11 protein-coding genes are annotated in these 12,625 nt (G+C 66.3%); 7 read left to right on the forward strand and 4 right to left on the reverse strand.

Annotated elements, in window-relative coordinates:
• Positions 1 to 684 (forward strand): SDR family NAD(P)-dependent oxidoreductase (locus tag AC1D2K_RS17230; RefSeq protein WP_478090054.1); only part of this gene is annotated, 684 nt, incomplete at its 5' end.
• Between the two features lie 566 nt (positions 685 to 1,250).
• Positions 1,251 to 1,730 carry a hypothetical protein gene (locus tag AC1D2K_RS17235; protein ID WP_478090055.1) on the forward strand — a complete coding sequence of 160 codons (480 nt, stop codon included), beginning with the start codon at positions 1,251 to 1,253 and terminating at the stop codon, positions 1,728 to 1,730.
• Here AC1D2K_RS17235 and AC1D2K_RS17240 read toward each other — a convergent pair.
• Positions 1,721 to 3,187 carry an NAD-dependent succinate-semialdehyde dehydrogenase gene (locus AC1D2K_RS17240; protein WP_478090056.1) on the reverse strand — a complete coding sequence of 489 codons (1,467 nt, stop codon included), beginning with the start codon at positions 3,185 to 3,187 and terminating at the stop codon, positions 1,721 to 1,723. The two genes, AC1D2K_RS17235 and AC1D2K_RS17240, sit on opposite strands and share 10 nt — an antisense overlap.
• A complete protein-coding gene (locus AC1D2K_RS17245) occupies positions 3,184 to 4,452 on the reverse strand; it encodes a 4-aminobutyrate--2-oxoglutarate transaminase (RefSeq protein WP_478090057.1) in 1,269 nt (422 codons plus the stop codon). The genes AC1D2K_RS17240 and AC1D2K_RS17245 overlap by 4 nt, the downstream gene beginning before the upstream one ends.
• A gap of 106 nt (positions 4,453 to 4,558) precedes the next feature.
• Here AC1D2K_RS17245 and pdxR point away from each other — a divergent pair, with 106 nt between their 5' ends.
• A complete protein-coding gene (gene pdxR, locus AC1D2K_RS17250; protein ID WP_478090058.1) occupies positions 4,559 to 6,019 on the forward strand; it encodes a MocR-like pyridoxine biosynthesis transcription factor PdxR in 1,461 nt (486 codons plus the stop codon).
• A 428-nt stretch (positions 6,020 to 6,447) separates the two neighbouring features.
• Here the strand turns inward: pdxR and AC1D2K_RS17255 are convergent, their stop codons facing one another.
• Entirely contained in the window at positions 6,448 to 7,380 is a 933-nt protein-coding gene (locus AC1D2K_RS17255; protein WP_478090059.1) for a MurR/RpiR family transcriptional regulator, read from the reverse strand.
• A complete protein-coding gene (locus AC1D2K_RS17260; RefSeq protein ID WP_478090060.1) occupies positions 7,361 to 8,791 on the reverse strand; it encodes an amidase in 1,431 nt (476 codons plus the stop codon). The genes AC1D2K_RS17255 and AC1D2K_RS17260 overlap by 20 nt, the downstream gene beginning before the upstream one ends.
• Positions 8,792 to 8,971: 180 nt before the next feature.
• Between AC1D2K_RS17260 and AC1D2K_RS17265 the strand changes: the two genes are divergently transcribed.
• The 4 genes from AC1D2K_RS17265 to AC1D2K_RS17280 all read left to right on the forward strand — a co-directional run.
• The gene (locus AC1D2K_RS17265; protein ID WP_478090061.1) at positions 8,972 to 10,594 is read left to right on the forward strand and encodes an ABC transporter substrate-binding protein; all 1,623 of its coding nucleotides are present in this window, start codon (positions 8,972 to 8,974) and stop codon (positions 10,592 to 10,594) included.
• A gap of 47 nt (positions 10,595 to 10,641) precedes the next feature.
• Entirely contained in the window at positions 10,642 to 11,613 is a 972-nt protein-coding gene (locus tag AC1D2K_RS17270) for an ABC transporter permease (protein WP_478090062.1), read from the forward strand.
• Positions 11,610 to 12,464: an ABC transporter permease gene (locus AC1D2K_RS17275; RefSeq protein ID WP_478090063.1), complete on the forward strand. Its 855-nt coding sequence runs from the start codon at positions 11,610 to 11,612 to the stop codon at positions 12,462 to 12,464. The genes AC1D2K_RS17270 and AC1D2K_RS17275 overlap by 4 nt, the downstream gene beginning before the upstream one ends.
• The coding region (locus tag AC1D2K_RS17280) for an ATP-binding cassette domain-containing protein (protein ID WP_478090064.1) at positions 12,461 to 12,625 on the forward strand (165 nt) is incomplete at its 3' end. The genes AC1D2K_RS17275 and AC1D2K_RS17280, both read left to right, overlap by 4 nt.

Below are 12,625 nucleotides of genomic sequence, written 5' to 3' on the forward strand. Positions count from 1 at the left end.
GCCGGGCAGGGCGCACGCGTGCTCCTGTTCGATCGCGACGCGGCCGGCCTGRCATCGACCGCCGCGCGGTGTGCCGGCTCGGTGAGCGTCGTGGGCGATGCCTCGTCGGCCGACGACGTCGCGCGCGCCGCCGAGACCGCGCGCCGCGAGCTCGGCCCGGTCGAACTGCTGGCCGCCGCCGCCGGCATCCTCGGCCCGGCCAAGCCGGCCATCGAGATCGAGGAGGCCGAGTGGGATCGGCTGTTCGCGGTCAACGTGAAAGGCCCGTGGCTCGCCGCGCGCGCTTTCGTGCCCCAGATGCGGGAGATCGGCCGCGGCTCGATCGTGCTGTTCTCGTCGACCGCGGGCCTGATCGGCTCGCCCTTTCTCTCCGCGTACTCGGCGTCCAAGGGCGCGGTCACGATGCTCACTCGCAGTCTCGCGCTCAACCATGCGGCGGAGAAGATCCGCGTGAACTGCGTCTGCCCCGGGACCATCAACGGGCCGATGACCGACGCGAGCTTTGCGCAGGCAGGGGACAGCGACGCCCGGGCGGTCCGTGCGCAGACCATGCTTTCGCGCATACCGAGCGGCCGCTTCGGCGAACCCGAGGAGATCGCCGCGGCGGTGCTCTATCTGCTCGGGGACGAGGCCGGCTTCACCACTGGAATCGCGCTGCCGGTGGACGGCGGCCGCATTGCCTGAGCGGGAAAGGCCATGAGCTCGCATCCCACACCCATCCCCTCGAGCGACGGCGATCCCTACGAAGACAGCGTACTCGAAACGCCTTTTTCGGGATGCACGCCAAGGTGCGGCAGGCCGGCCCCGTCGGGTTGCTCTCGCGGTACGGCGTCTACGTGATGGGCCGCCATCGCAACGTCCAGCCGGCGCTGAAGGGCTGGCAGACCTTCTCCTCTGAAGGCGGTTCGGGCCTGGCCGACATCCGCAAGCCGGGCGCCTGGCGCGCGCCCAGCCCGATCGTCGAAGTCGATCCGCCGCGCCACACGCAGATGCGCACGGCCGTCCAACGGATCCTGTCGCCGCACAGGGCACGTTCGACGGCGTGCAGGACTTGGCGGAGGCCTGTGTCGGCGAGACTCTTCCGAATGCGCCCAGGCTGTGGCACTCGCCGGAGCGGCGCGCCAACCGGTTCCTGCTGGGCGAGCGGACCTTCGACGGCCAAGGGCCGCGCAATGCGCGCTAGGAGGAGAAGCAGCGCCGCGCCGACCTCTTCGCAGATTGGTACAACGCGAACATGCAGCGAGAGAGCCTTGATTCCTGGGCAGTTCGCAATCCTCAAGGCCGATCCGGCCAAGGCCCGCATGGCATTGGAAGAGTCGATGCGGCTGGTCGCGCACGATGGTGCGGTTTTGCGGCGGCTCGCGCTCCTGGACGACCTCGTAGAAGGCATCTCTCTTCATACGTCTCACAAAGATGACGCCCCGGTTGTCCACCACGATGGTGCCGGCGCCGAAGTCAGTCAACTGGGCAACCTTCACGTCTGGCACCTTGCCGTCGGTGACCACGCCGAGGCACGGCAGGTAACTGTCGTGGTCGAGAACCAGGTGCAGCTTCACGGCGCCCTTGGTACGCTGCTACTTGGCCCAGGCGTACATGGACAGGCTCAGGTCAATGACGGTGGAGTCGATGCTCACCAGTGGGGTCAAATGCACTATGTGTATCACGGGTTGCCCGGGACACCGGTCCCCTTCGCACGCACCGTCATTCGTGGGAGCACGGGTCAATCCTGAAGACACACGTACTTGAGTTCGAGGTAGTCCTCGATGCCATGCCGCGAGCCTTCGCGGCCCAGGCCCGACTGCTTGACGCCGCCGAATGGCGCGACCTCGTTCGAGATCAGCCCGGTGTTGACGCCCACCATGCCGGTCTCGAGCGACTCGCTGACGCGCCGGATGCGGCGCCTGTCCTCGGTGAAGACATAGGCGGCGAGCCCGAACACCGTGGCATTGGCCATCGCAATGGCGCCGTCCTCGGTCTCGAAGCGGAACAGCGGCGCCACCGGCCCGAAGGTTTCCTCGCCCGCGACGCGCATCGATTGCGTCATGCCGGTCAGCACCGTGGGCTCGAAGAAGTTTCCGCCGAGCGAATGGCCACTGCCGCCGGTCTGCAATTTCGCGCCCTGGGTCAGCGCATCGTCGATGTGCTGGCGCACCTTGGTGATGGCGCGCCCGTCGATCAATGGGCCCTGCGTGACGCCCGGTTCCAGGCCATTGCCTACGCGCAGCGCCTCGACAGCCTTCACGAGCCGGCGAGCCAGCTCGTCATAGACGCCGGCTTGCACGTAGATTCGGTTGGCACACACGCAGGTCTGGCCCATGTTTCGGAACTTCGAGGCCATGATGCCCGTGACCGCGCGGTCCAGGTCAGCGTCGTCGAAGACGATCAAGGGCGCATTGCCGCCGAGCTCGAGAGACAGCTTCTTGATGGTCGGCGAACACTGCTGCATCAGCAGACGGCCGACGCCGGTCGAGCCGGTGAAGCTGAGCTTGCGCACCGTGTCGCTCTCGCACAGCGCGGCGCCGATCGCGGCGGCATCGCCGACCAGGATCTGCAGCACGCCGGGCGGGATGCCCGCCTCCTGCGCCAGCGCGCCGAGCGCGAACGCGCTGAGCGGCGTCAGCTCGGACGGCTTGACGACGATGGTGCAGCCGGCCGCGAGCGCCGGGCCGACCTTGCGCGTGATCATCGCAGCCGGGAAGTTCCAGGGCGTGATCGCCGCGCAGACGCCGATCGGCTGCTTCAGCACCAACATGCGCTGGCCGTCGCGCTGCGCCTGCAGCACCTCGCCGTCGACGCGCTTGCCCTCCTCGCCGAACCATTCGATGAACGACGCGGCATAGGCGATCTCACCGCGCGCCTCGGCCAGCGGCTTGCCCTGCTCGAGGGTCATCAGGCGCGCCAGATCCTCCTGGTGCGCAAGCATCAGGTCGGCCCAGCGGCGCAGGATCGCGGCACGGTCGCGCGCCGTTCGTGCGCGCCAGGCCGGCAGCGCGGCCTCGGCGCCGGCGATGGCACGCCCGGCTTCGATGCGGCCCATGTTCGGCACCAGGCCGAGCAGTTCCCCATTGGCCGGGTCGCGGACCTCGAGGGTGCCTTCGTCATCGGCGGGCACCCACTGGCCATCGATCAGGCAGGCGTTCTTTAGCAGTTGCGGGCGGCTGAGCCCGAGGTCGCGCAAGCTGCTCATGCCTGCAACGCGCCATCGAGGATCGTCAGCGCACGCTCGAACAGCGCATCGGGAATGGTCAGCGGAAACAGAAAGCGGATCACGTTGCCGTGCATGCCGCAGCTCAGAAGCAACAGGCCCTGCGCCAGCGCGCGTGCCTGCACGCGCCGCACGGCCTCGGGATCGGGCCCGCCAGTCGCGGGGTCGCGCAGTTCGATCGCGACCATGGCACCCTGCGCGCGCACATCGGAAATGCCCTGGTTCGATTCCTTCGCCGCCAGCAGGCGCGCCACCAGCCGACGGCCGAGCGCGTCGGCGCGGCCGCAGAGCTGTTCGTCCTCGATCACGTCGAGCACCGCATGGGCCGAAGCCACCGCCAGCGGATTGCCCGCGTAGGTGCCGCCCAGGCCTCCTGGCGCGGGCGCGTCCATGATCGCCGCGCGGCCGGCGACGGCCGACAGCGGCATGCCGCCGGCGAGGCTCTTGGCCATGGTGATCAGGTCGGGCTCGACGCCGTGATGCAGCATCGCGAACAGGCGTCCGGTGCGTCCGAAGCCGGTCTGGATCTCGTCGGCAATCAGCACGATGCCGTGCGCGTCGCACAGCGCGCGCAGCCCCTTCATGAGTTCGGTCGGCGCGACGTTGAAGCCGCCCTCGCCCTGTACCGGCTCGATGATGATCGCCGCGACGCGCTGCGGGTCGATGTCGGTCTTGAACAACTGCCCGATGGCGGCCAGCGAGTCGGCTGCGGCCACACCCTGCTGTGCGCTCGGGAACGGCACGTGGAATACGTCGCCCGGGAACGGGCCGAAGCCGACCTTGTACGGCGCCACCTTGCCGGTCAGCGCCAGGCCCATCAGCGTGCGGCCATGGAAGCCGCCGCCGAAGGCGATGACACCGGGTCGGCCGGTGTGGGCGCGGGCGATCTTGATGGCGTTCTCGACCGCCTCGGCGCCCGTCGTGAAGAAGGCCGTTTTCACCGGACCGCTGATCGGCGCCAGCTTGTTCAGCCGCTCGGCCAGGGTCACGACACTCTCGTACGGGACGATCTGGTAAGCCGTGTGGGTGAAGCGCGCCAGTTGCGCGGCGATGGCGGCCTCGACGCGCGGATGTCGGTGCCCGGTGTTGAGCACGGCGATGCCGGCTGCAAAGTCAATGAACTCGCGGCCTTCGACGTCCCAGAGGCTGGCGTTCTCGGCTCGTTGGGCAAAAAAGTCGCACATCACGCCGACACCGCGCGGCGTGGCTGCAAGGCGTCGGTCACGGAGTTCACTGTTGGTGGTCATGGTCAAGAAAGTGGAGTGATTGCTGAAGATCTGATTGAATGTCGAAGTGGCACCAATTGAAAGATCCACTTTTGTTTGTTGGGTGGTGCCAATTCAAGAAGCAAGTATGAAATCGATCTGCGCCGACCTGATACTGCAGCGCCTCGCGGCCGACGACCGCACCGCGCTGAACCGCCGGCTCTACGACTGCCTGCGCGAGGCGATCCTCGACGGCAGCCTGCCGCCGTCGAGTGCGCTGCCGGCTTCGCGCGACCTCGCGCGGGAGACCGGCATGTCGCGCAACACCGTGCTGCACGCCTATGCGCAGCTGCAGGCCGAGGGCTACTTGCATTCGCGCGTCGGCAGCGGCACCTTCGTCGCCGAGACCACGCCAGACAGCCTCCTCAGCGCGGGCCTCGCACGCAGCACCGAGCCCGCCGCCAGCTCACCGGTGCGCCTGGCGAAGCGCGCGAAGGCGCTCCTGGCCAACGCCTCAGCGGCTCCGCAGCAATGGGGAGCCTTCATGCCCGGTGTGCCCGACGTGACGCAGTTCCCGCACCGCACCTTCAGTCGCATACTCACGCGACTGTGGCGCGCACCGGCTCCGGAGCTGCTGACCTATTCGCATGGCGGCGGCCATCCGGCGCTGCGTGCCGCCATTGCCGAGCACCTGCGCGTGGCACGCTCGGTGCGCTGCGATCCAGACCAGGTGCTGGTGACCGAAGGTGTGCACCAGGCGATCGACATGACCCTGCGCATGCTGGTCGACCCACGGGACACCGTGTGGGTCGAGGAGCCGGGCTATTGGGGCTTCCACAAAGTGCTGCAGATGGGCTCAGCACGCGTGCGGCCGCTGCGCGTCGAGGCGGGGTCTGCTGCCTGGCCGCGCGGGGGGCAGCCGCCACGGCTGATCTTCGTCACGCCGTCGCACCAGTACCCGCTGGGTTCGGTCATGAGCCTGGCGCGGCGGCGCGAGTTGCTGGACTTCGCGCGCGCATCGGGCAGCTGGATCGTGGAGGACGACTACGACAGCGAGTTCCGTTTCGCCGGCCGTCCGATTCCCGCGATGCAGGGGCTGGAGGCCGACAGCCCAGTGATCTACGTCGGGACCTTCAGCAAGACGCTGTTCCCCGGCCTGCGCGTGGGCTATATGGTGCTGCCTCGGGCGCTGGCCGAGCCGTTTCGCACCGCCCATGCCGATCTCTACCGCGAGGGGCACGCAATCACACAGGCTGCGCTGGCCGAACTGATCGACCAAGGTCACTACGCCGCTCACATCCGGCGCATGCGCGTCCTCTATGCGCGGCGGCGCGCGCTGCTGGCCGGACTCATCGGCGAGCGGCTCGGGCAGGCCTACCTTGATGCGCAGTCGAGCAATGCGGGGCTGCACCTGGTGCTGCGCCTGCCCGACGGCAGCGATGACGTGGCCGTCACGCAGCAGGCGCAACAGCGCGGCGTCTTAACGCGGCCGCTGTCGCGTTACTACGCGCGAGGGGGCACGCAGCGCGGCCTGCTGTTGGGATACGCCTGCGTGCAGGAGGAGCACATTGCGCCGGCGTTCGAGTTGCTGCTGGGATGCTTGCGCTGAATGAAAGGTACGTCACGAAATTGCCCGATCCCAAATCCGTAGTTGGCGCTTTTCCCTGACGCTCAACGAGGGTTGCGATCTGGCTGTGGGAACTTCTGAATAGCAAGTCACCTTCTCAATGACCGGGCACTGCTCGTCGGGGATCTGATTTGGAATCAACTCCAAAAGTACCGCACCTACCTTGCAGAGAACTCTGTGCTTGCCACCCACCAGGTCGTCAAGGGTTCTGAATTTCTCCATGTCATGGTGGTGATGAACGACAAGTTGGCCGGCGGCAACCAAATTTCCTACGACAAGATTTTGGGGCTCTGTTGAATTTCAAATGGGTTGCGGGGCTTGCGGGTTGATCGCATGAAAGTCGAACTTCCCCGCGATCAGCGGTTCGAAAAAACCCAACTCAAGCCCGCGTGGCGTTCACCGCGCGCGAATCAGTCGACGAACATGCCGAACGAGTCCTGCAACGCGCGAAGAGCCTTCAGCCGGCCGGCGGTGCGGTCCTTTAGCTTGCAGGCCACCTGGTCGAGCATCAAATTGGTGAGGCTCAAGTAAGGCGCCTGCGCGTCCCAGAACAGGTTGCTCTCGGTATTGACGGCGAAGACCGCGTCGGTGCAGTCGCGAGCCCAGTGGCAGTGGGTGTCGCAAATTATCACGAGCGGGACACCCTGCTGGCGGCACTGCTGCCCCAGCAACTGGCTGAACTTTGTGTAGCGACGCATTTCGAACAGCACCAGGCATGGACGTTTCGCGCTGCCAGCGAACAACTCCGCGAAGGTGCCGTCGCGGCCATCGAGCATACCGACCCCGGGGCGCAAGTACTGCAACCGTGCCGCGAAATCGGCGGCAAGGCCGCCCAAGGTCTGGAAGCCCGCGACGAACACCTGGTCGCTCGTGACGAGCCGCGCGACGGTCTGGTTCCACAATGGTGTGCCGACCTGCTCGTACACCGCGATCAGTGCGTTCACTTCGAGCTGGAGGTTGTCGTGCAGCGCGACACCATCGCGGTCGTTGCCGCGGATGCGGTCGAGCCGGTCGCTGACCAGCAGGCCGGGAGTGGTGGCGGTGCCGCGCAATTCGTTTTTCAGTTGATCGAAGCCTCGATACCCGAGTGAGCGCAGGAACCGGCTGACTGTCATCGCGCTGACGCCCACCTTGTCCGCAATCGCAGCAGCGTGTTCGAACGGCAGCAGGTGCTCGTTGGTCAGCATGTAGCTTGCGATCCTGCGGGACGAAGGTGTCATGTCCGGGTAGGCCCCGGCTATGCGGTCGCTGAGCGTCGCGCCTACGCCACCCCCGCGCGCCGGCCGTTTCGCGGCCGTCTTCGCGGCGCTGCCCGCGCTCCGATCAGACTGGCGAGGGGACATGGTCGAACCAAGGCTGCGCCTGTTCCAGCTGGCCGGCGAGTCGAAACAGCAGGTCTTCCCGACCGAACGCCGCGCTGAACATCACGCCCACCGGCAAGCCGTCCGGGGTCCAGTGCAGCGGCACCGACATGCTGGGCGCGCCGCTCATGTTGAAGAGATTGCAGAACGGGGTAAAACGCATATGCGTCCGAGTGTACGCGTCGAGGTCGGGATTGCTCATGCTCAGCGGGCCGAGTGGCACGGCGACCTGCCCCAGGGTCGGACTGAGCACGATGTCGTAGCGCTCGTGGAACGCCGCCATGCGGCGGCCGTGCTGGTGGATCCTGAGCAGCGCGTCCGCATGGTCCAGCGCGGAGAGCGTGGCTGCATGGCGAACTGCGCGCCACGTCACGGGTTCGACATCGTCCTCGCGCAGTGCGCGTCCCAGCACCGCCGCCCGCCGATGCAGGGCGCCGCTCACGCCGGTGGCCACCAGCGCCCAGGAAGCGATTCCCAACTCCTCCATGTTCCCGGGCAGTTGTGCCTCCTCGACAATGTGCCCGAGGCTCGAGACCAACTGCGCGGCGCTGCGGGCCGCACCAATGCACTCCGCGTCCACCGGGGAGCCGGAGAGCGGTGCCAGTTGCAGTGCCACGCGCAGCCGGCCCGGGTCGGCCCCGACCTCGCTGAGGTACTTGCGCGCGACCGGAGGGGCGGCATAAGGGTCGCCTGGCGCGGCGCCCTGGGTCGCGTCCAGCAGTGCGGCACTATCACGCACGCTCCGCGTGAGGACGTGAGCGACGCCCATGCTGCCCCAACTTTCACCGATCACCGGGCCCAGCGGCGTGCGGGCACGGGTCGGCTTCAGCCCGAACAGGCCGCAGCAGGACGCCGGGATGCGGATCGAGCCGCCGCCGTCGCTGCCCTGGGCTGCCGGCACGATGCCGACAGCGACCGCGGCGCCGGCACCGCCCGATGATCCCCCCGAGGTGTGCTCGTGATTCCACGGATTCCGCGTAATCCCATGGAGCGCAGTCTCGGTGGAAGCAGCAAGGCCCATTTCCGGGGTGTTGGTCTTGCCGAAGATCACGAGGCCCGCCCGCTTGTAGCGCTCGACCAGCGTCGAGTCCGCAGGCGCCACGCTGTCGGCAAAAAGCTTGCTGCAATTGCTCGTCGTCGTCCCGGCGAGCTGCACGGAGATGTCTTTCAGCAGGAACGGAACGCCCCTGAACGGGCCGTCCGGCAGCCCGTTTCGGATCGCCGCGCGTGCCAGATCGTAATGCGTCTGGGACAGGGCGCCGATCAGCGGGTTTACTGATTGGGCGCGATCGATGGCCGTTTGCAGCAATTCGTCGGGGGTGATGTCGCCCCTGGCCACCCGTTGGGCCAGGCCGATCGCATCGTGGCTGCGGTACTCGTCAAAAGTCAGCACGTAATCATCCTCTCGCGCGGCGCGCGTAGGCAGCCAGTATGCGCCTGTCGGCAGCGGAATGTTATTCAAACAACACCGTTGACATAAAGATATGTCGATAACATAATCGCACGGCACTGACATGACAGTCGAACCGCGCGCTGGCGCGAACCCGGCGACCCGCTAAAAGGAGTGTTCCCCATGAAGATTCATCTGCTCGCCTGTGGCAAGCGCGGCGCGGCGACCTTGATCGCCGCCGCCATCCTCTTCGCCCCCTGCACGGTGCTGGCGCAAAAGGCGCTCAGCTGGGGCGCCGGCGGCGACGTGGACAGCATGGACGTGCACGTCGCGGGCACCGTCAACTCGTGGCAGATATACGAGATGGTTTATGAGACGCTACTCACGACTGACAAGGACATGAGGCTTCGTCCAGGGCTGGCCGAGAGCTGGAAGCAGAATTCGCCGACCAGCTATACGCTCACGCTGCGCGGGGACGCGAAATGGTCCAACGGCCGTCCGGTTGTCGCGGCCGACGTGATCGGCAGCCTTGAGCGCATCACGGGCGTGGAGACGAATGCGGCCGGCGTGGCGGCGGCGAAGACCGAAGAGGACAAGACGAAGGCGAGCGGCAAGATCTCGTCGTACTGGTCCCGCCAATTTGGCGTCATCAAGTCGATGTCCGCGCCCGACGAGCGCACTGTCCGCGTGGAGCTTGAAAAGCCGCACACTGCCTTCCTGCCGGCACTTGCGCACATCACAGCCGCGATCATCCCGATCAAGGAGCTGAAGGACGGCAGCTACGATCCGTCGAAGCAGCTCATGGGATCCGGCCCGTTCATGGTCAGCGCCTACAAGCCCAAGGAAAGTTGGACCCTGGTGCGCAACCCGTACTACTGGCGCAAGGGCTATCCGAAGGTCGACACACTCAATGTGCTGATCATCCCGGACGACGCGGCGCGCGTGGCAGCGTTGCGAGACGGTCGGATCGACTACTCGACGTTTTCCAATCCGGACATCGGCCGCCTTGTGGCCGGTGACAAGCGCCTGGTCGTCGACACACAGGCGACGAGTAATTACTACCGCCTCGACATCAACGCGCTGTCGGACAAGTCGGCCTTCAAAGACAAGCGGGTTCGCCAAGCGATGAATCTGGCGATCGACCGCGATGCGATCGCGAACATCGTGTTTGCAGGCGCCTCGAAACCCGACTACCCGGTACCCAGCGCCTTCGGCAAGAACGCGTGCAGGGACGTCGACACCTACCGGCTGCCGCGCGCGGAGCGGCTGGACAAGGCGAAGAAGCTGATGGCCGCGGCCGGCAAGCAAAGCGTGGATGTCGAGGTGATCGCCTCAACCGCAGACCCGATCTACGCGCGAATTGCGCAGGTGATCCAGCAGAACGTGAGGCAGGTCGGCATCAACATCAAGATCCAGCAGATGCCCGCGGCCGAATACCTCAACAAGACCTTCAACAAGGGTGAGTTCGATGCCTCCCTGTCGTGGCTGGCCGGATACAGCGACCCGAGCATGGTTGTGGCCTGGTGGAACCCGAAGTATGCGGTCTGGAATACGGTGTTCCAAGAATACGTCCCGGCGCTGGCCGACTTGCTCGACAAGACGAAGAGTGCCCCTGAAGGCGCCGAGCGCGACGCCCAGCTGGCCGAGGTGTGCCGCATGATCGACGATGGAGCGAACATCCTCGCGCTGGTCACCAAGGTGGACTTCATCGTGCATCGAGGCGACACCATGGACATCCGGCTCGACCCGGTGTCCGGCTCCTCGAACACGTTCCAGTATGTGGCCGAGTTCGGCTCGAAGCGATGATTGCGCCAGCACACCCACGGAATCGGCAGCTTGCTCGCGTTCGAGCAGTGAGCGCGCGTCTGATTCCCTTCCTTGCGCCGAGGCTCGGGATCGCGGTGATCACGATGCTCGGGGTCGCTCTGATGGTCTTCGTCGCGCTTCGCCTGCTGCCCGGCGGCTACGCCGATGTCCTTCTCGGACCCTTCGCCACGCCGGAGGCGCGCGCGATGATCGGCGCGAAGTACGGCCTCGATCAGCCTGTGCCCATCCAGTTCCTCAAGTGGCTCACGGCGCTGATGCGCGGCGACTTCGGCGTTTCAATGGTGAACAAGAGCCCCGTGATCGACGAGCTGCTCCGTCGGCTGCCAGTCACGGCTGAAATCGCAGTGCTGACGCTGGCGTTCGCGCTTGGCGTCGGCTTTCCGCTCGGGATCGCCAGCGGCATTCGATCGAGCGCCAGCGGAACAGGGGGGGCGGGCCGGCTGGTGGGTGCACTGGGCGCCAGCGTGCCGGAGTTCGTGCTCGGCAGCGCTCTGATATTCCTGTTCTCGCGCTGGTCGCTCGGCCTGAAGGTAGGCGGCTTCGTTCCGCTGATGCAGGACCCCTGGGAAAACCTGCGATCCGTCGTGCTGCCCACCGCTTCCCTCAGCATCTTCGGCATCGCCCTCATCCTGCGGACCACCCGGGATGCGGTCCTGAGGGTGATGACCGAGGGACATATTCTGGCAGCGGTGGCCCGTGGCGAGACGCCGAACCAGATCGTGCGGCACCACATCCTGCGCAACGCGGCTATCCCGATCGTCACCGTGACTGCTACCTATTTCGGCTTCCTGCTCGGTGGCGCGATCATCGCCGAGATCCTGTTCTCGATCCCCGGTGTCGGGTACTACATCTTCAGTTCGCTCGAGAGCCGCGACTACGCGGTGGTGCAGGCTGGTGTGCTGGTGGCGTCATTTGCCTTCATCTCGCTCAACATGCTCGCGGACGTGGCGTATGCGCTGATCGACCCACGCATTGGCGCTAAGAGGGCCAGCACGTGAAGCTACTGTCTAGCCGCGCTGCGCTGCGCGTCCTGGGGGGTGACCGGCTCGGCCTGCTCGGTGCGTGCCTGCTCGCGCTGTTCCTGTTTCTCGGCGTCTTCGGCCCCCACCTGCCGCTTGGGGATCCGACGGCGATCGGCGCGGGTGTACGGCTCGGCGCGCCGACTGCACAGTTCCTCTTCGGCACCGACGAACTCGGCCGGGACTATCTGCCACGCGTGGTCGAAGGCATTGGTGCGACCTTCCTGCTGTCCTCGATCGCGGTGGTCATCACCGCAGTCATCGGCGCTTTCCTGGGTATCGCCGCCGGCTATCTGGGCGGGGCCGTCGACAGTGTGATCGCGCGCTGCGCGGACGTGCTGTTCGCCTTTCCGGCGCTGCTGTTCGGGTTGCTCGCCGCCGCCGTGATTGGCCCGGGCAGCACATCTGCCATCGTCGTGATCTCCACGGCGACGCTGCCGTTGTTCATTCGCGTGATTCGTTCAGTGTCGCTCACAGTAGGGGAGCGCGAATTCGTCGTCTCGTCGGTCATCGCCGGCGCGTCGACGATGCGCGTGATGGTGGTGCACATCCTGCCGAACGTCATGGGCGCAGCCATCGTCCAGCTGACCTACGCGCTGTCGGTCGGCATGCTGATCGAGAGCGGCCTGAGCTTCCTCGGGCTGGGCGTGCAACCGCCGAGCGCGTCGCTCGGCTCGCTGCTTCGGCTCGGGAGCGTCTACCTAACGGTGGCGCCATGGCTGGTATTGATCCCCGGCGTCGTGCTGGCGTTAGCGATCGCATCCGTTAACTTGCTTGGCGACGCTATCCGGGATGGTTTGGAGCCCCTGCGTGGGAGGCCACTGACATGACGAAACGTATTGAAATCCGGGATCTCGTAGTGTCGTACGCGTCGCGCGACAGGTCCATTTGCGCACTTGATGGCGTGAGCCTTGCGATCGCCGCCGACGAGACGATCGGCATCGTCGGGGAAAGCGGGTCAGGCAAGTCCACACTTGGCATGACCATCGGC

The sequence above is a fragment of the Variovorax sp. P1_H12_2 genome (genome assembly GCF_056405335.1).